The 20,548-nt window shown below is 70.3% G+C and carries 21 protein-coding genes and 1 riboswitch; of the genes, 11 read left to right on the top strand and 10 right to left on the bottom strand.

Features of this window, described 5'->3' with window-relative positions:
• Positions 1 to 11: 11 nt before the first annotated feature.
• Positions 12 to 944, top strand: a complete 933-nt coding sequence (locus tag ABMQ42_RS03380; protein WP_349721401.1) for a zinc-binding dehydrogenase — start codon at positions 12 to 14, stop codon at positions 942 to 944.
• Between the two features lie 51 nt (positions 945 to 995).
• Here the strand turns inward: ABMQ42_RS03380 and ABMQ42_RS03385 are convergent, their stop codons facing one another.
• Both ABMQ42_RS03385 and ABMQ42_RS03390 read right to left on the bottom strand, forming a co-directional pair.
• Positions 996 to 2,582, bottom strand: coding sequence for a VWA domain-containing protein (locus tag ABMQ42_RS03385; protein ID WP_349721402.1), 1,587 nt, complete (start codon positions 2,580 to 2,582; stop codon positions 996 to 998).
• 305 nt (positions 2,583 to 2,887) lie between these two features.
• A complete protein-coding gene (locus ABMQ42_RS03390) occupies positions 2,888 to 3,595 on the bottom strand; it encodes a lysophospholipid acyltransferase family protein (protein ID WP_349721403.1) in 708 nt (235 codons plus the stop codon).
• 173 nt (positions 3,596 to 3,768) lie between these two features.
• Between ABMQ42_RS03390 and ABMQ42_RS03395 the strand changes: the two genes are divergently transcribed.
• Positions 3,769 to 4,083 carry a hypothetical protein gene (locus ABMQ42_RS03395; protein ID WP_349721404.1) on the top strand — a complete coding sequence of 105 codons (315 nt, stop codon included), beginning with the start codon at positions 3,769 to 3,771 and terminating at the stop codon, positions 4,081 to 4,083.
• A gap of 124 nt (positions 4,084 to 4,207) precedes the next feature.
• On the opposite strand, the gene ABMQ42_RS03400 is transcribed toward ABMQ42_RS03395, so the two are convergent.
• On the bottom strand, positions 4,208 to 5,506 hold the full coding sequence (locus ABMQ42_RS03400; protein WP_349721405.1) for an aldo/keto reductase: 1,299 nt from the start codon (positions 5,504 to 5,506) through the stop codon (positions 4,208 to 4,210).
• Positions 5,503 to 5,853 (bottom strand): carboxymuconolactone decarboxylase family protein, encoded by a 351-nt coding sequence (locus ABMQ42_RS03405; protein ID WP_349721406.1) that lies wholly within the window; start codon positions 5,851 to 5,853, stop codon positions 5,503 to 5,505. The genes ABMQ42_RS03400 and ABMQ42_RS03405 overlap by 4 nt, the downstream gene beginning before the upstream one ends.
• Positions 5,854 to 6,007: 154 nt before the next feature.
• On the opposite strand from ABMQ42_RS03405, the gene ABMQ42_RS03410 reads away from it, so the two are divergent.
• Together ABMQ42_RS03410 and ABMQ42_RS03415 are read left to right on the top strand one after the other, a co-directional pair.
• Complete coding sequence (locus tag ABMQ42_RS03410; RefSeq protein ID WP_349721407.1) at positions 6,008 to 6,547, top strand: YaeQ family protein; 540 nt, start codon at positions 6,008 to 6,010, stop codon at positions 6,545 to 6,547.
• A 48-nt stretch (positions 6,548 to 6,595) separates the two neighbouring features.
• Complete coding sequence (locus tag ABMQ42_RS03415; protein ID WP_349721408.1) at positions 6,596 to 6,787, top strand: hypothetical protein; 192 nt, start codon at positions 6,596 to 6,598, stop codon at positions 6,785 to 6,787.
• An 11-nt stretch (positions 6,788 to 6,798) separates the two neighbouring features.
• Here the strand turns inward: ABMQ42_RS03415 and ABMQ42_RS03420 are convergent, their stop codons facing one another.
• The 5 genes from ABMQ42_RS03420 to ABMQ42_RS03440 form a co-directional block, all read right to left on the bottom strand.
• Complete coding sequence (locus ABMQ42_RS03420) at positions 6,799 to 7,617, bottom strand: energy-coupling factor transporter transmembrane component T family protein (RefSeq protein WP_349721409.1); 819 nt, start codon at positions 7,615 to 7,617, stop codon at positions 6,799 to 6,801.
• Positions 7,614 to 9,254, bottom strand: coding sequence for an ABC transporter ATP-binding protein (locus ABMQ42_RS03425; RefSeq protein ID WP_349721410.1), 1,641 nt, complete (start codon positions 9,252 to 9,254; stop codon positions 7,614 to 7,616). Before ABMQ42_RS03425 ends, ABMQ42_RS03420 begins: the two co-directional genes overlap by 4 nt.
• 34 nt (positions 9,255 to 9,288) lie before the next feature.
• The gene (locus ABMQ42_RS03430; RefSeq protein WP_349721411.1) at positions 9,289 to 9,918 is read right to left on the bottom strand and encodes an ECF transporter S component; all 630 of its coding nucleotides are present in this window, start codon (positions 9,916 to 9,918) and stop codon (positions 9,289 to 9,291) included.
• Positions 9,915 to 10,556, bottom strand: a complete 642-nt coding sequence (locus tag ABMQ42_RS03435) for a YkoF family thiamine/hydroxymethylpyrimidine-binding protein (RefSeq protein WP_349721412.1) — start codon at positions 10,554 to 10,556, stop codon at positions 9,915 to 9,917. Before ABMQ42_RS03435 ends, ABMQ42_RS03430 begins: the two co-directional genes overlap by 4 nt.
• A gap of 61 nt (positions 10,557 to 10,617) precedes the next feature.
• Positions 10,618 to 10,727, bottom strand: a riboswitch (TPP riboswitch).
• 40 nt (positions 10,728 to 10,767) lie between these two features.
• Positions 10,768 to 11,313: a CGNR zinc finger domain-containing protein gene (locus tag ABMQ42_RS03440; RefSeq protein ID WP_349721413.1), complete on the bottom strand. Its 546-nt coding sequence runs from the start codon at positions 11,311 to 11,313 to the stop codon at positions 10,768 to 10,770.
• 39 nt (positions 11,314 to 11,352) lie between these two features.
• Between ABMQ42_RS03440 and ABMQ42_RS03445 the strand changes: the two genes are divergently transcribed.
• On the top strand, positions 11,353 to 12,324 hold the full coding sequence (locus ABMQ42_RS03445) for an EamA family transporter (protein WP_349721414.1): 972 nt from the start codon (positions 11,353 to 11,355) through the stop codon (positions 12,322 to 12,324).
• A 21-nt stretch (positions 12,325 to 12,345) separates the two neighbouring features.
• Positions 12,346 to 12,729, top strand: a complete 384-nt coding sequence (locus tag ABMQ42_RS03450) for a PNPOx family protein (protein ID WP_349721415.1) — start codon at positions 12,346 to 12,348, stop codon at positions 12,727 to 12,729.
• A gap of 3 nt (positions 12,730 to 12,732) precedes the next feature.
• On the opposite strand, the gene ABMQ42_RS03455 is transcribed toward ABMQ42_RS03450, so the two are convergent.
• Entirely contained in the window at positions 12,733 to 13,749 is a 1,017-nt protein-coding gene (locus ABMQ42_RS03455) for a LacI family DNA-binding transcriptional regulator (protein WP_349721417.1), read from the bottom strand.
• 185 nt (positions 13,750 to 13,934) lie between these two features.
• Here ABMQ42_RS03455 and ABMQ42_RS03460 point away from each other — a divergent pair, with 185 nt between their 5' ends.
• The 5 genes from ABMQ42_RS03460 to ABMQ42_RS03480 all read left to right on the top strand — a co-directional run bounded on the left by ABMQ42_RS03460 (position 13,935) and on the right by ABMQ42_RS03480 (position 20,507).
• Complete coding sequence (locus ABMQ42_RS03460) at positions 13,935 to 15,941, top strand: beta-galactosidase (protein WP_349721419.1); 2,007 nt, start codon at positions 13,935 to 13,937, stop codon at positions 15,939 to 15,941.
• Between the two features lie 54 nt (positions 15,942 to 15,995).
• Positions 15,996 to 17,237 carry a sugar ABC transporter substrate-binding protein gene (locus tag ABMQ42_RS03465; protein WP_349721420.1) on the top strand — a complete coding sequence of 414 codons (1,242 nt, stop codon included), beginning with the start codon at positions 15,996 to 15,998 and terminating at the stop codon, positions 17,235 to 17,237.
• 72 nt (positions 17,238 to 17,309) lie between these two features.
• Complete coding sequence (locus tag ABMQ42_RS03470; RefSeq protein WP_349721421.1) at positions 17,310 to 18,944, top strand: ABC transporter permease subunit; 1,635 nt, start codon at positions 17,310 to 17,312, stop codon at positions 18,942 to 18,944.
• A gap of 65 nt (positions 18,945 to 19,009) precedes the next feature.
• Positions 19,010 to 19,840 (top strand): sugar ABC transporter permease, encoded by an 831-nt coding sequence (locus tag ABMQ42_RS03475; RefSeq protein WP_349721516.1) that lies wholly within the window; start codon positions 19,010 to 19,012, stop codon positions 19,838 to 19,840.
• A 259-nt stretch (positions 19,841 to 20,099) separates the two neighbouring features.
• The gene (locus ABMQ42_RS03480) at positions 20,100 to 20,507 is read left to right on the top strand and encodes a VOC family protein (protein WP_349721423.1); all 408 of its coding nucleotides are present in this window, start codon (positions 20,100 to 20,102) and stop codon (positions 20,505 to 20,507) included.
• Positions 20,508 to 20,548: the final 41 nt, after the last annotated feature.

Consider the following 20,548-nt stretch of genomic DNA (forward strand, 5'->3'; position numbering starts at 1 on the left):
AAGGAATCGACATGAAGGCATGGCAGTTCACCACAACCCACGAGCCGCTCCGCGAGGTGGAGCTCGCTGATCCCACTCCGGGTGCGGGGCAGGTGGTCATCGATGTGAAGGCCGCCGGCATCTGTCACTCGGACGTGGGCATCTTCGAGGACGAGAAGTGGCTCGACATGATGACCCCGCCCATCGTCCCCGGGCATGAGTCGGCGGGCGTCATCGTCGCCACGGGCGAGGGCGTCACGGACTTCGAGGTCGGAGACCGGGTCGCCGTGTGGCCGATGGAAGGGCACGGATACACGCAGAACGGCGGGTTCGGCGAGAAGGTGCTTGCGGCCACCGACGTGCTGGTGCGCATCCCCGACAATGTGTCATTCGAGCTCGCGGCCGCCGCGACCGATGCGGGCATGACGTCTCACGGCGCGGTCATGGGCACGGGGCGGGTCACGGCCGGCGACCGGGTCGGCATCATCGGATTCGGCGGGCTCGGGCAGATCGGTGCGCGGGTGGCCGTGCTGAACGGTGCCGAGGTGTACGTCGCCGAGGTCAACGAGGAGATCTGGCCGCGCATCATCGAAGCGGGCGCGAAGGCGGTCGCGAAGGACATCAGCGAGTTCGCCGACAAAGACCTCTCGGTGATCGTCGACTTCGCCGGGTTCGGTGTGACAACCGCTCACGCACTCGAGACGGTCGGGTTCGGCGGTCGCGTCGTGCAGGTGGGGATGGGGCGGCTCGAAGCCACGATCAACACCTATCCGCTGATCACCAAGCGACTCCAGCTGCTCGGAAACGTCGGCGGAACCAAGGAGGACATCGAGGGCGTGCTGCACTGGATGTCGACGGGCGACCTGCTGCCGGCCGTCGAGCGGACCGATTTCGCCGGCATCCCCGGCGGCATCAAGCGGCTGGCCGACGGCGAGGTCCGCGGGCGGCTCGTGGCGCTGTACTGAGGCGCGCGCGGCGCGTCCCAGCCGCGCCGCCGTGCAGCGTGCCGCGACGCACTACCCGCAGTTCGGGCGGCAGCCCCGCTGCGTCACGGCATCGACCAGCACCGACGTGATGTCGGTGGGGGCCAGTGCCTGATACGCGGCGCCGTCGGTGGCCGCGGCGATCTTCTCGAGGGCGTCCTGGTCGGTGTCGGGGCCGTAGCCGATCGCGATCACCGACACCGGCTTGGCCGGGTCGTGCAGCGCCCTGAGCTTCGTGAGCAGCCCGTCGAGGTCGAGCCCGTCGTCGTCTTCGTTCACGCCGTCGGTGTTCAGCAGCACGAGGTTGACCTCACCCTCGACGTAGCTGTCCTGCATGTACTCGACGGCCGCGAGCACGCTGTCGTAGAGGCCTGTGCCGCCGCCGACATAGTCGTCGAGCTTGTTGGCGGTGTCGATCATGGTCTGCTTCTGCTTCGGATCGCCGAGCGAGCCGAACGGCACGACCTCTTGCCAGTCCTGTCCACCGATGCGTCTGCTCGAGAACACCCAGATGGCCAGCGACGAGTCCGTCGACAGCGAGTTGATGGCGCGCACCGCGGCCTTCTCGAACAGGGCGATGCGGCTGAGGTCCTTGGTGGCCGGCTCGTTCATCGATCCCGATACGTCGTTCAGCGCGAGCATGCGCGACGGTGCGGTGAGCACCTGCCAGGTGCGCAGCACCTCGGCCCGGTTGGCGCTCATCGTGGCATCGGTGCCCACGCTGACGGCTTCGGCGCCGTCGGCGGCGCCGGCCGCGTCGCGCAGGTCATGGGCGAACAGGCGATCGCTGCCGCCGGCGACGGTCGATGCGAGTGACGTGGCCGCCGCCAGAACGTCGGCGGAAGAGCCGGCCGCCGTCACGATCGGGATGCTGACGACCGGTGTCGCGTCGAAGAGGGGGATCGGCACGAGCGCTGTCTTGGCCGACGCGTTGTATTCCTGCAGCGCCTGCTCGGTGGCCACGGCGATGGTCGGCTTCTTCGCGGTCGAGGCAACCTCGAGTGCCTTCGCCGGGGTGTCGACGACGCCGGTCTCGAGTGCGAGGACGAGCCCCGTGAAGGTGCGAGCGTCGCCGTCGACGGCCTTCTGCAGAGCCAGCAGTGCCGCGTCGCTCGCGGCGGCCGTGGTGGGATCGGGCAGCACCACCGACAGTGAGCCGTCGGCGAGCCCGCTGAGGTCGGCGCCGGCGGCGGAGAGCGCTGTGGCCGTCGTCTCGGTCGCCGCGAAGACGACCGGTGTGCTCGCGATGGTGTCGCCCACGACCAGACCCGCGGCATCCACCCCCGACGTCTTGGCCAGGCGAGTCACCTGCGCCGGCCACATGGCCGAGTCGGGCACCCAGAGGTCGAAGTCGGGGTCGCCGCCGGCGGCGAGTGCGGCCGCGGTCACGGCGCTGTCTTCGGAGTGGATCGCGACGTCAGAGCAACCGGTGTCGGCGATGATCGCCTCGAGCGCGTCGGCGACGGCGGGATCGGCCGTGATGCGCGTATCCGCGGGCAGGCAGTCGCCCGATGCGGCGGCGGCAGCGCCCCCTGTGGGGGCGTCACCGGTGGCTCGATGCAGGAAGATGACCCCGATGACGGCGACCAGGGCGACGGCGAGAAGGATGCTGACAGCCAAGAGGATCCGCGAGTTCCTCCGCCGCTGCGCAGAGCGGGCGGCGGCGCGCGTCGGTGGCTCGCCGGTGGGCGTGGTCGCCTGTACTCGAACCATCGGTACTCCGAGAAGAGGGCGGGCGAAGCCCGCGTGCGGGAGACGGCGGCGTGCCCACAGGCCACGGCGTCGTACGGCGGGGGGACCGTAGACGGGAGTCTAAACGACAGGCGCCGCAGGGCGCGCATCCGTCCGACATCTTGTGGCGCCGAGCGCGGTGTGTCAGATCGTCGGCGGCGACGACCTCATCGCGAAGCAGGCGGAGGAAATGCTCAGTCGCGCGACGACGCGTTCACGCTGCCCGAGCGCTCCTGCCCGCTCAGGTGTGCGATGGCGTCCATCATGCGCGCGGTGATCTCGCGACGGGCCTTGCCGTCCGGTACGCCGTCCAGGTCGGACAGGTCGAGCGGCGTGCCGAAGCGCACCTCGACGCGGGGTTTGCCCAGCAGATGACCCAGCGGCGTGGCGGTGCCGGTCCCGATCAGTCCGACGGGCACGACCGCGGCACGCGTGCTGCGGGCCATCCACGCCGCGCCGCTGTGGCCTTCGTGCAGCTTGCCGTCGCGGGAGCGGGTTCCCTCGGGAAACACCGCGAACACGCTGCCGGCGCGCAGGATGCTGCTGCCCGCATCGAGTGCGGAGCGCGCGTCGCGACCGGCCGCGCGCAGCACCGGGACGCCCCCGACCGAGGTGAAGAACCACCGCTTGACGCGGCCCAGCAGCCCGGAGCCCGTGAAGAACGACGACTTGACGAGGAACTGCACGGGCCGGGTCGCCGACGTCGGGATGATGAGAGCGTCGAGCGCCGCAAGATGGTTGCTCACCAGCAGCACCGGCCCGCGCGCGGGGATGTTGTTTCGACCCACGATGCGCGGGCGGTACAGGAGCCAGAACAGCGGCCGCAGGATGACCCGCCCGAAGAAGTAGATGAATCCCGGCCGCGGTGCGGGGGCCGGGCTCGGCGAGGCAGGCGTGGTCACCCCGCCACCCTATCCGCCGTGGCCGGGCGCGACCTGAGTCGGGGTGGCCATCCGAAGGCGAACCCGCGCCCCGGTTTGACGTCGCCGACAAGGCCGGTCACCCTGGACTGACAGAGCGACAGGAGTCCCATGTCACGTGCCGTTGAACCCGCCGCCGACAGGCGGGCGCCGGAGTGAGCGGCGCCGATGCGTCGGTTCACCGCATCGAGCTGACGCTGCACAAGCCGTGGTTCGCCCTGTACTTCGGAATCCGCCCGACCGTCGTCATCGCCGGGCGCGGGCAGCCCGCGCAGTGGGGCGTCGGCACCTGGCAGGTCCCGTCTGACGAGACCGTGACGATCGGCGTCTTCCTCTTCAACCGCCTCTGGCGCTTCGGGCAGGCGGAGTACGCGCTCGAGCCCGGCGATGCGCCGGCGCTGGTCTACCGCGCACCTGCGTTGCCGTTCACTCGGGGGCGCTTCCGTCCTCGCTCGGGCGCGCGACGCTGAGGCGCGGGCGCCGTGCACGCCGGCGCCGCGGTGGCCCTCACACATCTGGCGCTGTTGCACGCGCACGCCCGGCGCGGCGCGCAACAGCGCCAGATCTGCGGCCGCCCTGCGCGGCCGCAGTGCCCTACTTGCCGCTGTACACCGGGAACGCGCTCGCGTCGCCGTAGTCGCTCTCGTCGAGCTCGCGCAGCGCGCGCACGTCCTCATCGGAGATCGTGAAGTCCACCTGGGCGTTGCTGCGCATGTGGTCGGGGTTCGCGGTCTTCGGCAGCGACACCGTGCCCAGCTGCAGCGTGTAGCGGATGCACAGCTGTGGCACCGAGACGCCGTACTTCTCGGCGATGGCGGCGACGTGCGCGTTCTTCAGGATCTCGCCGTGCGCGATGGGGGAGTAGGCCTCGACGAGGATGTCCTTCGCCGCGCAGTACTCGAGCAGCGCGCTCGGGGTGTTGCCGGCGTGCACGAGGATCTGGTTCACGTGCGGTGCCACGGTGCCGTGCTCGAGGATGTTGTCGAGGTCTCCCGGCAGGAAGTTCGACACCCCGATCGCCCGGATCCTTCCGGCGCGGTGCGCCTCTTCCAGGGCGCGCCAGGCGGCGAGGTTGCCCTCGGAGTAGTCGCCGCCGCGGAAGTCGTCCCACGGCTGTGGCGCGTGGATGAGCATCAGATCGATGTAACCGATGTCGAGCTTCGCAAGCGATTCGTCGATCGCGGCCACGGCCTCGTCGTGGTCCTTGATCTCGGCGGCGAGCTTCGTCGACACGAAGAGCTGCTCGCGGGCGACGCCGGCGCTGCGCACGCCCTCGCGCACGCCCTCGCCCACGCCGCGCTCGTTGCCGTACGCCTGCGCGGTGTCGATGTTGCGGTAGCCGAGCTCGATGGCGGCGCGCACCGCGTCGGCCGCGGCCGCGTCGTCGATGAACCAGGTGCCGAGCCCGAGCTTCGGGATCTCGACGCCGTTCGTCAGGGTGTAGTTCTCATTCAGGATGCTCATGCATCTTCTCCGTTCGTCTGGGGGCAGCTCGTCGTACACCGCGTCGGTGACGGGCTCGAGCCACTCGTTGCTGAGGTTCTCGCCGGGGGTGATGAAGGCGACGTGGGAGAACCACGCGTGGGCCTTCGCCCCGTGCCAGTGCTTGGTTCCCTCCGGCACGCGGATGACGGTGCCGGGCTCCATGCTGACGGGCTCTTCGCCCTCGGCCTGATACCAGCCGCTGCCGGCCGTGCACATCAGCACCTGGTCGCCGCCGCCGGTGCCGTGGTGGATGTGCCAGTTGTTGCGGCATCCCGGTTCGAAGGTCACGTTGCTCACGGGCACGTCACCTCCGGTGAGGGGAGCCAGGTAGCTCTGGCCGATGAAGTACTGCGCGTAGACGTCGTTGGGCTCCCCGAGGGGGAAGATCTGGTCGAACTGCGCGGTCATGATGCGCTCTCCTCGTTCTCGACGATTTCTTTCAGGACGGATGTCGCGGCCATGCCGTTCGGCCAGCCGGTGTAGAAGGCCAGGTGCAGAAGCGCCTCTTGGAGCTCCTCATCGGTGACGCCTTTGCGGCGCGCGAACCCGAGATGGAACCGCAGCTGGTCGGTCTTGCCCAGCGCCGTCAGCGCGGCCACGGTGACGAGGCTGCGATCGCGCGGCGACAGGCCGTCACGCGCCCAGACCTCGTCGAAGAGGACCTTGTCGGTGTAGTGCACCATTCCGGGAGCGAAGTCTCCGAAGGCGTTCTTCCCGCCGGTCCAGCCGGTCGTGCCGGTGTCGTTCGTCGTCATTGTGGGCTCCTCCTGCTCGGTACATGTCCCATCGAACGCCGTTCCCACGTGTTGCGGGAGTCCTCCGTGAAAGGGGTACCGGCAGGGCGCCCCTGGGGTCGGTCGGCGGGGGCTGGGGCGGCGGGCGGCTGCACGGCGCGTAGGCTCGATCGCGATGGCTACCGGAGCGACGATCCACACCTTCGAGGTGCACCTCGCCGACGTCGATCGCGGCGTCTATGAGGAGCTGGCGCTGCGCCTGGCGCGGCATCCCTCCGAGACCGACGCGTACATGATCACGCGGCTGCTCGCGTACTGCCTCGAGTACGAGGAGGGCATCGCGTTCAGCGAGGGCATCTCGGCGACCGACGAGCCGGCCGTGCTGGTGCGTGATCTGACGGGCCGGGTCACGGCGTGGATCGAAGTGGGAGCACCGGATGCCGCCCGCCTGCACTTCGGCAGCAAGCTCGCCGACCGCACCACGGTGTACACACACCGTGACCCCGCGAAGGTCATCGCGCAGTGGGCCGGCAAGACCATCCACGACGCCGACGCGATCACAGTGCACAGCTTCGACCCGGGGTTCGTCGACGCGGCCGCGGCACTCGTCGAACGCCGCAACGAGATGACCCTCTCGGTCACCGAGCGGCAGGTGTACCTCGAGCTGAACGGCACGCATCTCTCCTCGCCGATCCACGATCACCCGATCCGCTGAGGGGTGGATGCCGCGGGTCGCGCCATCCACTCGTGCCATACTGCGGGCATGCCACAGCATTGCGAGCAGTGCCAGAAGGTCATCGTGGGAGCGGGCGTGCGCACCGCCACTCGTCTGCTCTGCGATGAGTGCGGCGCGCGCTTCACGGGACTCGCCGCGGGCTACCTCGCGGGTCACGACGTGCCCACGGCGATCAGCGTGAGCGGATGGTACGAACGGCTGCGCAAGAAGAAGCGGTAGCGGCGCCGCCCTCACCCCGCGCCGAACAGGGCGCCCGGACCGGTGAGCGACCCGGTCAGAGCCGACGCGACGAGGACGGCCGCCAGCACGGCGAGCACGCCCGCGGCGAAGAGCGCATCCCGCGCCGTGAGGGCGACCGGCCGCCACACCGTGCGTGGGGCGAGGCCCAGCCCGCGCTGCTCGAGCGCCCGCGCGATGCGCTCGCCGCGACGCAGTGAGCCGATGAGCAGCGCCCCCGCGGCCGCGACGTGGCCGGAGGGGCCGAGCCGCGGCATCCCGTCCCGTCCGATCGGGGCGCGCACGAGGTGCGCCGCCCGGATCGTCTGCCACTCGGCGCCCATCGTCTGCAGCATGCGATACCCCGCGAGCAGCGCGCTCGAGACGCGGATGTCGAGGCGCAGGTGCTGGTGCGCGCTCGTCATGAGCGCGACCGGATCGGTCGACACGATGAACGCGATCGAGAGCACTCCGGTCGCGAGCGTGCGCAGCGCGAGGGCGAGGCCGATGTCGAGGCCCTCCTGCGTGATGCGCAGCAGGCCGGCCTGCCACAGCACCGTGCCCGGCCGCGTCAGCGTGTTCGCGACGAAGAGCCCGACGGCGAACGCGACGAACGGCACATGCCCGAGCACGAGCGTGCGCACCGGCACGGCCCGTGCCGTAAGCACCGCCGCGACCGCCATGACGTAGAGCACCGCGAGCGTCGGCACGTCGAACACGAACAGCAGCGCGAGCGACACCGCGAACAGCAGCGCGAGCTTGACGCTCGGATTGCGTCGCGCGAGCGGGCCCGCCAGATGGCGGCGGAGGTCGGTCGGAGAGCCCGTGCTCATCGCGACGGCACTCCGTCGTAGGCGTCGAGTGCGGCGTGCAGGTCCGCGGTCGTCCGGCAGCGCGTCAGCAGGTGCTCGATCAGCCGCGGCACCCGCACGCCCGCGCGGCGCAGCAGGGGGCCGTCGCGCAGCACGTCGGCGAGGTCGCCGTCGCGGACGACCTTCCCCTCGTCGATGACGATCGCACGGTCGGCGACGGCGGCCAGCGAGCGGAGGTCGTGGGATGCCGCGAGCACGGCGCGTCCGTCGGCGGCGGCGCCTCGCAGCAGGCGCGCGGCCTGCAGGGCATCGCGCCGGTCGAGCCCGAAGGTGGGTTCGTCGGCGATGAGCACGGGCCGGTCGTGCACGAGCATCGCGGCCAGGCTCAGGCGTCGCTTCTCACCACCCGACAGGCGGTACGGGCTGCTCTCGCGCACGTGCCCCAGGCGATGCGCGGCCAGGGCGCGCTCGACGCGCGCGGAGGAGGCGGCGTCCCCACGCCGCCGCCTCCCGCGCCTGGCCGGCGCGCCGTCGAGCCCGTGCGCGATCTCGCCGGCCGCCGTGCGCCCCACGAACTGGTGCTCGGGGTTCTGGAAGACCATCCCGGCGGGACGGCGGGCCTCCCGGCTCGTCACCGTCCCGCCGAGAGGCCGCTGGAGGCCTGCGAGCGTGCGCAGCAGCGTCGATTTGCCGGCGCCGTTGCGGCCCAGCAGCAGCACGACCTCGCCCGCACGAAGGTCGAGCGACACGTCGTCGAGCACCGGTTCCGATGCGCCGACGCTCAGGCCTTGCGCTTCGAGCAGCGTCGGCCCGGGGTCGGGCACGGCGCCGGACGCGGCCCGCGGCAGTGCATCGAGGTATGCACGATTCGCCGCGGCCTCGAGCCCGCCCGGGGTCCCGGTGATCGCCTGCAGCTCGGCGTCGAGCGGAAGCCAGCACCCCGCGTCACGCAGCGCAGCCGCGTGGCTCGCCAGCACCTCGGCCGTCGCGCCGGTCGGCGCCACGCGCCCGGCGTCGTCGAGCACGAGCGCACGCTCGGGCATCGCCCCCGCATCGGCCAGATCGTCGAGACGGTGCTCGACGAGCACCGTGGTCGCGCCGGTGGCGGCGACGGCCGCATCGACGGCCGCGCGCACGGCGACCACCCCATCGGCGTCGAGCATCGAGGTCGGCTCGTCGAGCAGCAGCACCCCGGGTTCGGACGCGAGCACGGCCGCGAGAGCCACCCGCTGGCGCTGCCCGCCGGAGAGGGAGTGGATGCCGCGGCCGCGCAGGTCTGCGGCATCCACCACCTCCAGCGACGCGGTGATGCGGGCGTCCATATCGCCGCGCGCGACGCCGTGGTTCTCGAGCCCGAAGGCGACCTCGGCGTCGACGTCGACCATGCACAGCTGCGCGTCGGGGTCCTGCGCGAGCGCGCCGACGGTGCGGGCGAGCTCGACGACGGTGGTCTCGGCGGTCGCGATCCCGCCGACCGTCGCGCGCCCGCGCATGGTCGCGGTCACCGAGTGCGGAACGACGCCCGACAGGGCGTCGAGCAGCGTCGACTTGCCGGCGCCCGAGGGGCCGAAGACGATCGTGCGGCTGCCGGGAGGGAAGTCGACGCTCACGCCCTCGAGCACCGTGCGTGTGCCGAAGGCGACGGATGCGGCATCCACGTCCGCTCCCGTGCGCGCCGGCGCTCGCCCGTGCTCAGTCAGCGCGTGCGGCACGGTCGCGACCGATCGCGAAGTTGTCGACCACGCCGGTGCGGGCCAGGCCCGCGACGATCGGCTTCGCCAGCAGCCCGCCGAACACGATGCCCGACAGCACCTGGACCACGAGGCGGATCCAGAACAGATCGGTGCCGTACCAGCCCGAGCGGAACGCCGAGTAGAAGAACACGAACCCGGCCCCGAGTGCGCCAGAGAGCGCGTACTGCAGCCATCCGTAACGGCGGTAGCGGGTCAGTGCGAACGGGAGCTCGCTGCCGGCGCCCTGGATGCCCGCCGCAACGAACAGCAGCGGGCCGACGGCCGAGCCGAGGAAGACGACCTCGATCACCGACGCGAGGATCTCGGCGGCGACGCCCGCGAACGGGCGGCGAACGATCGCCACGGCGATCGGGGCGACCAGCAGCCACCCGCCCAGGAGTACGTGCTGGGTGATGTCGCCGAGAGGGCCGGCGAGCACCGACAGCCACGTCCAGGCCTGCACGAGCGCCCAGTAGAGGAAGCCGGCGACCACGCCGAGCACAACCACGAGCATGATGTCGCGCAGGGTCCAGCCGCGGTTCTCGCGCGCCGTCGCGGCGGTCTCGAAAGCTTCTGCGGGCGCGCTCATGCCGTGACCTCGCTCGGGCTGTTCACCGAGATCGTGACGTGCGTGGTCACGTGCGGCACCGTGCGGCCGACGCGCACCCAGCCGCCCGCGACGGTCTCGAGGACCGTCGCGACGTCGCCGTGCAGGCGCGTCGTGTAGCGGTCGCTGCGCACGAAGCTGCCGTTCTCGCGCGCGGCCTCGATGGCGGCGTGGATGTCGCGCATGTGGTCGGCGGTGCCGCTGTCGTCGAGCGGATACAGCGCCCACTGCGCCGACGCGGTGACGCCGGTCGGCGGCACCACCGGGAGGGGCGAGACGAGGCCGCGCCCGGTCGGCAGCGCGCAGCGCACCTCGCCGGGGCATCCCCGCGAGAACATCACCGTCGCGCTCACATGACGGCCGCCGCGCGAGGCCGCGGCGATCAGGCGTGCGAAGTAGGTCGCCAGCGCCGTCTCGTCGCCGGTCGCCCAGGTGCTCACGTCGTCGGTGGCGACGTCGAGCTCCGCGGCGTCGGCCGCCGCCTCGGCGAGGGCGGTGAGGATGACGTCGATGTAGTCGTCGCTCATGACCGCGAGGGTGATGCGCCCGCCGACACCGAACTCCTGCGGTGTCGGGGTGCCTTGCGTTTCTTGCGGGGTTTCCTGCGTGACGGAATGCACGTTGCGTGCCCTTTCTCCTCAGAGGTAGGCACGGGTGTGTGCGCGACGCGGTGCCGCGCACACGTCGAGAATGCTGCCTCCCTGCGCCGGCATGATCCGGATCAGGTTCGACGGTCGAAGGTTGAAGACCTTCCTCTCAGCCCGGCTCACCGGACTCCCGTGTACGCAGGAAGTGTAGCGCGGCGCGGTCGTCGCGCGCGCACGTCGTCGCTCAGCGCCCGGAGTCGGCGGCGCGCCGCGCGCGATATGCCGCCACCGCATTGCGGTTCGCGCACGCGGTCGAGCAATAGCGCTTCGAACGGTTGCGCGAGAGATCCAGCGCGATGGCCTCGCACTCGTCGTCGGCGCACACCGTGATGCGACTGCCCTCCTCGGCGCGGATCACGTCGATCAGCGCCATCGCCGTCTCCACGAGAACTCGCTCCGGCAGCGGCCGATCATCCGCCACCGCATGCAGATGCCAGTCCACGCCCTCATGCCGCGCCAGCCGCGGCGTCACGGTCACCGACGCGAGCGCCGCGTTCACCTCCGCGACCATGTCGTCGCGGGGAGCCAGCAGCATCCGGCGCAGGCGTGGCCGCAATCCGCGCAGAGTTTCGAGCTCCGCAGCATCCCGATCGATCCGCCCCGTGTAGGGGTGCTCCCGAAGGAATCCGTCGAAGTCCGCACGCGTCACCAGGGTGTCGGGGTCTTCCGCGCTGTTGGCCAACCACACCGCCGTGCGCAGCACTTCTTCTGTGTCATCGGTGAAGACCATGTTGACATCTTACACATCGACGGCGTACTGTCATCGATCATGAGTACTGTGACCAGTGACATCCACCCCCGTGTCGGTACGGGTGTGCTGGTCGCCCTCGCCGCCGCGCTGTCGTTCGGGATGTCGGGGGCCTGGGCTCGCGGACTCATCGACGCCGGCTGGACACCGGGCGCCGCCGTCACCGTGCGCGTGTGGGTCGCCGCCCTCGTGCTGCTCGCACCGACGCTGCTCGCCCTGCGCGGGCGCTGGCGCACCGTTCGCAGGAACGCCGGCATGATCGTGCTCTACGGACTGCTCGCGGTCACCGCCACGCAACTCTTCTACTTCCAAGCGGTCGCCGTCATGGACGTCGGCATCGCCCTGCTCATCGAGTACACCGCACCCGTCGCCGTCGTGCTGTGGCTGTGGGTGCGGCGCGGCGAGAGGCCGACCGGGCGCGTCATCCTCGGCGCCGTGATCGCCTTCGGCGGGCTCGTGCTCATGCTCGACATCCTCACCGGCGCACGCGTGGACGGCGCGGGCATCCTCTGGGCGCTCGGCGCGATGGTCGGCGCCGCCGCCTACTTCGTGCTCTCGGCGCGCAGCGACACCGGACTGCCGCCGATCGCCCTGGCCGGCCTCGGTCTGCTGCTCGGCGCCGTCGCCCTGACGCTCGCAGGCGCGATCGGCATCCTGCCCATGGCATGGTCGACCCACGACGTCACGTATCGCTTCGGCACGGTGCCGTGGTTCGTGCCGGTGCTCGCGATCGGCCTGTTCGCCACCGCGCTCGCCTACGTGCTCGGCATCGTCTCGACCCGCATGCTCGGCTCGCGCCTGGCGTCGTTCATCGCCCTCGCGGAGGTCGCCGCCGCCATGCTGTTCGGATGGATGCTGCTCGGCCAGCTGCCCGACGCGCTGCAGGCTGTCGGCTGCGCGCTCGTGCTCGTCGGCGTCGTCATCGTCAAGCTCGGCGAGCGTCCGGCACCTGCGCTCGTCGAGCCCGTCCCCGAGCCCGAACCCGCGGGGTGACGAACGCCGTATCCTCGACGCATGGGCCCGCTTCGCCGCGCATGGCTGTGGCTGCTGAAGAACACCCTCAACCGGTGGACCAGCGCCCTCGCGCGCACCGGCCGCGGCCCGTTCAGCCTGGTGCGGCACGTGGGACGCAAGAGCGGAACCGTGTACGAGACGCCGATCATCGTCGCCGCGGTGCCCGAGGGCTTCATCGCCGAACTCACCTACGGCGAACAGGTCAACTGGTACCGCAACGTGGTGGCCGCCGGCGGATGCGAGCTCGTCGTCCGCGGCATCCCGCACCGCATCGTCGCGATCGAGCCCTATCCGACGGATGCCGGCCGACGGGCGTTCGGGTTTCCGGCCACCGCGCTGCTGACGCTGCTGCGCCGTCACGAGTTCCGGCTGCTGCGCACCTGAGTCTCAGGCGCTCGCCCGCCGCACGAGCGTCGTCGGCAGCGTCACCGCGCGCGGCGTCGCGCCCTCGACCGCCTCGAGCAGCAGCGACACCATCTCGGCGCTGATCCGCTCCCACGGCTGGCGCATCGTGGTCAGCGGCGGCTCGTTCGTCTCGGCGAGCCCCGAGTCGTCGAAGCCCGCGACCGCGACGTCATCGGGCACGCGCAGTCCCGCACGGCGGAGCGCCGACACCGCACCCGCGGCCATCAGGTCGTTCGCCGCGAACACGGCGTCGAAGTCGCGATCGGCGCGCAGCAGCTGTTCGAGCGCGTTCGCGCCCGACGCGAACGAATAGTCGCCGTCGGCGACCAGGTCGGGATCGAACGCGTCGCCCAGCTCGTCGCGGAAGCCCTTCAGCCGGTAGCGGCCGCCGGGAGTGTCGGCGGGCCCCGCGATCATCGCGATGCGACGGTAGCCCCGCTCGCGCAGGTAGCGCACCATCGTCCGGGCCGACTCCTCCTCTTCGACCGAGACCGTGCCGACCTCGACGTCGTGGCCGAGCGGGATGCCGCAGCTCACGGTTGGAACGCCGGCGGCCACCAGCTTCTCGAGCAGCGGATCGGCCTCGTGCGATGAGATGAGCATCACCCCGTCGACGTGGCCCGCCTGCACGAAGTGGGTGACGGTCTCGCGTTCGGCGGGAGTGGATGCCACGAGCAGAACGAGCGTCATCGACCGCTGCGCGAGCGCCTCGGCCGCGCCCTTGAGCAGGCGCGCGAAGGTCGGATCGGCGAACAGCAGCTGCTGCGGCTCGGTCACCAGGAACGCGAGGGAGTCGGCGCGTCCGGTGGCGAGGCTGCGCGCATGCTGGTTGGCAGTGTACCCGGTGCGTGCGATCGCGTCTTCGATCGCCGTGCGCGCTTCGGGAGAGACCCAGTGGCCTCCGTTCATGTAGCGCGAGACGGTGCCGCGCGAGACTCCCGCGGCCGCGGCCACGTCGCGGATCGTCGGCCGTCTGCCCGCTGTCGTTCGCTCGCTCACGCAGCGACTTTACCCCGGAACACGCCCGGGCGTGCAGCGAACATCCGTGCGTACTGTGACCGTGCACAGTGAATCCCTCCCCACGCTGTCACGGTTGGGTAACGAAGGCCTCTCCGCGAGTTGCGTGAACGCCTTCACGGGAGGCACACTGGGACCGGTCACAGTCCTGGATGCAACGGAGAATCATGACCTCGCACGAACGCTGGCCCGACCTGCAGGGCATCGCCTACGGCGGCGACTACACGCCCGAGCAGTGGAGCCGCGAGACGTGGCGCGAAGACGTCGCGCTGATGCGCGATGCCGGGGTGAACCTCGTCAGCGTGGGCATCTTCGCCTGGGCGCTCATCGAGACCGCCGAGGGCGAGTTCGACTTCGCCTGGCTCGACGACGTGATCGATCTGCTCCACGAGAACGGCATCTCCGTCGACCTCGGCACGCCGACGGCTTCCCCGCCGGCCTGGTTCTTCGCGCAGCATCCCGAGTCCCGCGTCCAGACCGCCGACGGCACGATCCTCGGCTTCGGCGCCCGCGGCATGGCCTCGCCGTCGTCGCCCGCGTACCGCGCCGCCATCGTGCGCATCGCCACGGCGCTGGCCGAGCGCTACGGCGACCACCCCGCGGTCGTGCTCTGGCACGTGCACAACGAGTACGGCGTGCCGGTCGGCGAGGACTACTCGCCGCAGTCGGTGCAGGCGTTCCGCGACTGGCTGCGCGAGAAGTACGGCACGCTCGAGGCGCTCAACGCCGCCTGGGGCACCGCGTTCTGGGGGCAGCACTACACGGCGTGGGAGCACATCGGGGCGCCCGCCGCCGCGCCGTCGGTCGTCAACCCCGCCCAGCGCCTCGACTTCGCCCGCTTCACCGACCACCAGCTGCGCCAGTGCTTCATCGCCGAGCGCGACGCGATCCGTGCGCACGCCTCGCAGCCGATCACCACGAACTTCATGGCGAACCAGAGCTGGACCACCGATCTGTGGGCGTGGGGCCGCGAGGTCGACATCGTCTCGGACGACCACTATCTCTGGGCCGCCGACACCGAGGGCGAGATCGGTCTGGCCATGGCCGCCGACCTGACCCGCAGCGTGGGCGGCGGCGCGCCGTGGATCCTCATGGAGCACTCCACCTCGGCCGTCAACTGGCAGCCGCGCAACATCGCGAAGCGCCCCGGCGAGATGGCCCGCAACTCGCTGACCCACCTGGGCCGCGGCGCCGACGCGATCCTCTTCTTCCAGTGGCGCGCGTCGCGCTCGGGCGCCGAGAAGTTCCACTCCGCGATGCTGCCGCACGCCGGCACCGGCTCGCGGGTCTGGCGCGAGGTCGTCGACCTCGGCGCAGCACTCGGCCGACTCTGCGAGGTGCGCGGCTCGCGCGTCGCGGCCGACGTCGCAGTGCTGTGGGACTTCGAATCGTTCTGGGCGCAGGACCTCGAGTGGCGCCCGTCGGTCGATGTGACCCACAAAGAGCGCATCCGCGCCTACTACGAGCAGCTGTGGCGCGACGGCGTGACCGTCGACTTCGCGCTGCCCGGGCAGGATCTCTCCGGATACAAGCTCGTCGTCGCGCCCGCCCAGTACCTGCTGCGCGTCGCCGACGCCGAGAACCTCAACCGCTACGTCGAGAACGGCGGCACGCTGCTGGTCTCGTTCTTCTCGGCGGTCGTCGACGAGAACGACGCGGTGCACATCGGCGGGTTCGGCGCACCGCTCGAGCCCGCGCTCGGCCTGCGGGTGGAGGAGTTCCTGCCGCTGCGCGAGGGCGAGAGCTCCCGGGTGAGCTGGGACGGGCGCGAGCTGACCGCCGACGCCTGGCAGGAGGACCTCGTCCTCACCACCGCGCAGGCGGTCGCAGCCCACGTCGACGGACCGAGCGCGGGCGCGCCCGCGATCACCCGCAACGCGCACGGTCGGGGCGTCGGCTGGTACGTGAGCACGAGGCTGGATGCCGCGGGCCTGGCAGACGTCTTCACCGCCGTGTACGCCGACGCCGGCATCGAGCGCGCCGCCCAGCCAGCCGGGCTCGAGGTCGTCACCCGTCACGGCGCCGACGCCGACTACGTCGTCGCCGTCAACCACGCCGACGAACCCGCGACGCTCGTCGCGCGCGGCGTGGACCTCGTCTCGGGCGCGGCGTCCGACGAAGGCTTCGAGATCGCGGCCGGAGCGGTCGCGGTCATCCGCACCACACACCAATGAACAGGCGCCCACGGCCGGCCGGCCAGGGGCACACAACCCGGGGAGGAACCGGATATGCGAAAGATGGGACTCGGCATCGTCGCCTTGGCGTCGACGGCCGCACTCCTGGCAGGCTGCAGCGGCGGTGGCAGCACCGCGAAGCCCGCTGAGAGCGAGACGGCGATCGACGCCACGGGCGTCACGCTCACGATCTGGACGGACGCGAACCGCAAGCCCGCCATCGAGGCGGCGGCGAAGACGTTCGAAGAAGAGACCGGCGCGAAGATCAAGCTGGTCCAGAAGAACTTCGACGACATCCGCAACGACTTCATCAACCAGGTCCCGACCGGCTCGGGCCCCGACATCACGATCGGTGCGCACGACTGGCTCGGCGCGCTCGTCTCGGCCGGCGTCGTCTCGACGATCGACCTCGGCGACAAGGCCGGCTCGTTCGAGAAGGTCGCTCTCGAGGCGATGACCTACGACGGCCAGCTCTACGCCCTGCCGTACTCGCTGGAGACCGTGGCGCTCATCCAGAACACCGATCTGGTCGGTGAGGACGCGCCGAAGACCTGGGACGACATGATCGCCAAGGGCAAGGCCTCGGGCGCCCAGCGACCGTTCGTCATCCAGACCGCGGGCCAGACGGGCGATGCGTACACCATGTACCCGTTCCAGACGTCGTTCGGCGCCCCGGTGTTCGTCCAGGACGACGCGGGTTCGTACACGAACCAGGTCGGCATGGGCGGCGACAGCGGCGTGGCGTTCGCGAAGTGGCTCGGTGACAACGGCAAGAAGGGCACCGGCATCATCTCGACCACGATCAACTACGACACCAACAACGAGCTGTTCGCCGCCGGCAAGGCCGCCTACACCGTCGCCGGCCCGTGGGCCATCGAGGCGCTGACCGCCAAGGGCGTCAAGGTGAAGGTCAACCCCGTGCCGTCGGCCGGTGGCGAGACCGCGTCGCCGTTCGTGGGAGTGCAGGGCTTCTACATCAGCTCGCAGAGCAAGAACCAGCTGGTCGCGCAGGAGTTCCTGACCAACTACCTGGCCACCTACGACGCGCAGAAGGCCCTGTACGAGGCCGACCCGCGCATCCCCGCGTGGACTGACCTGGCCAACGACGTGGCCTCCGACCCGAACACCGCCGGCTTCCTCGCGCAGACGAAGGTCGCCGTCCCGATGCCGAGCATCCCCGAGATGGGCTCGGTGTGGGATCTGTGGAACGCCGCTCAGGTGCAGATCATCAACGGGGCCGACCCGACGTCGACCTGGAACAAGATGGTCGCCGACCTCGAGAAGGCGATCAGCTGACACCCCTTCCCCGGGAGCGGGACCCGAACCCGCTCCCGGGGCTCTGCGCACAGATCGCCCTCAGGAGGAACAATGACGTCGTCGTCTGAAGTCACGCAGACCGCCCCCGGACCCCGCCACACCCGTGGAAGCCGCGCGCCCGGCGAGTCGCACGCGCGTCGGTGGGACGGCCTCGGCTGGGGCTTCCTCGTCAAGCTCGTGCTCATGGCGCTCGTCAACGCGATGGGCATCATGGCCGCCTTCGAGGCGTTCCAGGTGGGCTCGTGGGTGATCTTCGGCGTCGCGGTGGCGCTGCTGATCATCGCCGACGTCGTCTACTTCACGAAGAAGGCGCTCCCCCTCAAATACCTGCTGCCGGGGCTGGCGTTCCTCCTGGTCTTCCAGATCTTCATCTTCGGGTACACCGCGTACATCGCGTTCACCAACTACGGCACCGGCCACGTCGGCTCGCAGGAGCAGGCGGTGCAGGCCGCGCTGAGTCAGGGCGAGCGGCGCGTGGAGGGCTCGCCCACCTATCAGCTCGCCGTCGTCGAGCGCGGCAGCGAACTGGGCTTCGCGATCAACGACAACGGCACGATCAAGGTCGGCGCCGAGGACCAGCCGCTGCAGGTCGAGACCGGGGCGGTCGCGTCGGGCACGAGCGCCCCCACCGAGGTGCCCGGGTGGACGGTCGTCTCGCGCCAGTCGCTCATCAGCGATCAGGCGCTGCAGAAGCAGGTCGTCTCGCTGCGCGTGCCCATCTCCGACGATCCGAACGACGGATCCATCCGCACCCTCGACGGACTGTCGGGTGCGGTCTACAAATCGACGATGACGTGGGATGCCGCATCCCAGACCATCACCGACAGCGCGACGGGCACTGTCTACCACGCGACCGCGTCGGGCACCTTCCAGGCCGACGACGGCACGACGCTGCCCACCGGCTGGGTCGTGAACGTCGGCTTCGACAACTTCACCCGGCTGTTCACGGATGCGAGCATGGCCAAGCCGCTGGCGATGGTGACGCTCTGGACGTTCGCGTTCGCGATCCTCTCGGTGCTGCTGCCGTTCGCGCTCGGCCTGCTGTTCGCCATCATCTACAACGACCCGCGGGTGCGCGGGCGCAAGCTGCTGCGGACGCTGTTCATCCTGCCGTACGCGTTCCCCGCGTTCATGTCGGCGCTGCTGTTCCGGGGCATGTTCAACTCCGAGTTCGGCGTCATCAACCAGTTCTTCTTCTTCGGCGCGGACATCGACTGGCTCGGCGATCCGTGGCTGGCGCGCGGTGCGGTGCTGTTCGTGAACGTCTGGCTGACGTACCCGTACTACTTCCTCGTGTGCACGGGGGCGCTGCAGTCCCTCCCCGGAGACGTGCTGGAGGCGGCATCCATCGACGGAGCAGGCCGCTGGCGGCAGATGCGCTCGCTGATCCTGCCGCTCGTGCTGGTGTCGACCGCGCCGCTGCTGATCTCGTCGTTCGCGTTCAGCTTCAACAACTTCACGATCATCTACATGTTCAACAACGGCGGGCCGGCGATACCCGGGGCGCCGTACGCACTCGGCGCCACCGACATCCTGATCTCGGCGATCTGGGACATCTCCGGCGTCTCCGGGGGAGCCGCCGACTACGGCCTGGCCAGCGCCCTCTCGATCATCGTGTTCATCGTCGTGGGCGCCATCGCGGCGTTCGCCTTCCGACAGACTCGTCGACTGGAGGAGTTCCAGTGAGCACCCAGGCAGCCGCGCAGGCCGCGGCATCCCACACCCGTCGTCCCGGCCAGCGGCGTCGCTGGATGCTCGAGGTCGGATGGAAGTACCTCCTCGCGCTGGTGATCATCTTCTACGCGGTGTTCCCGCTGGTGTACGTCGTCTCGGCGTCGTTCAACCCGGGTGGGAGCCTGGCGGCCAGCAACGAGATCTTCAGCGTGTTCGACCTCGCGAACTTCGCGGCGCTCGGGCAGACCGCGTACTGGACCTGGTACGGCAACACCCTGCTGGTCGGAGGGATCGCGTCGATCGGCGCCGTGCTCATGGGCGCGTGCGCGGCGTACGCGTTCTCGCGCTTCCGGTTCCGCGGGCGGCGGACGAGCCTGACGTCGCTGCTGATCATCCAGATGTTCCCGCAGGCGCTGGCGTTCGTGGCCATCTACCTGATGCTGCTGGCCATCGGCGATGTGATCCCGGCGCTCGGGCTCGACTCGAAGCTCGCGCTGATCTGCGTCTACCTGGGCGGGGCCCTCGGCACGAACACGTTCCTCATGTATGGGTTCTTCAACACGATCCCGGTCGAGCTCGACGAGTCGGCGAAGATCGACGGCGCGACGCATGCGCAGGTGTTCTGGCGGATCATCATGCCGCTGGTCACGCCGATCCTCGCGGTGGTCGCGCTGCTGGCGTTCATCGCCTCGTTCGGCGACTACATCGTCGCGAAGATCGTGCTGGTGTCGGAGGACAACTGGACCCTCGCGGTGGGCATGTATCAGTGGGTGTCGAACCAGCTGGAGTCGAACTGGGGGCTGTTCGCCGCCGGTGCGGTGCTGGCCGCGATCCCGGTGCTGGTGCTGTTCTTCGCGCTGCAGCGCTACATCATCGGCGGGCTGACCTCGGGGTCGGTCAAGGGCTGAGACGGGATGCCGCGGTGGTCGGCGGTGCCGCGGTGGTCGGCGGTGCCGCCCGAATGTTGCGAAAACCGTATTGAACTTCCCGCTCACACACGCGGAGGCCGGTTCACCAGTCACCTTCTGCGGGTGCCACGCGGTCGGGGTTGCCGAAAACGACTGCCGAACAGGGGGTGGTGCTGCGCTCACCAGTTGATACGCCTGGGTTATCAAGAGGTGAGGCGCTGAGGAAGGGCATGTCGGGGGTTCGGAGCACAATCAGGGCATGGAGATCCAGCTCAGCATGGTGGTGCTCGAGGTCGCGGACCTGGATGCTTCCGTCGCGTTCTACCGGCGCCTCGGAGTCGACGTTCCCGACCCGCCGACGGACGGGCGCCCGCTTGTCGCGCACCGCATGGGCAGCGGCGTCACGCTGCTGCTGATCAGCGGCTTCGCATCACGCTACGACCCGGAGTGGGCGCCGCTGCCCGGGCGCTCAGCGCAGCTGCTCGAGTTCTATGTCGGCGAAGACTCGCTGGTCGACAGGGCCTGGCACGACCTGGTCGCGGCGGGATACCACGGCCGGATGCCTCCTGCGCAGACGGCAGGCCCGTACGCCGCGATGGTCGACGATCCGGACGGCAACGTCATCCTGCTGACGTCGGATGAGGCGGCGTCTCCCGGAGCACCGTGACGGAGCACCGTGACGGAGCGCCGTGACGGGCGCGCTTCGTG

Source organism: Microbacterium sp. KR10-403 (assembly GCF_040196215.1).
Classification (GTDB): Bacteria; Actinomycetota; Actinomycetes; order Actinomycetales; family Microbacteriaceae; genus Microbacterium.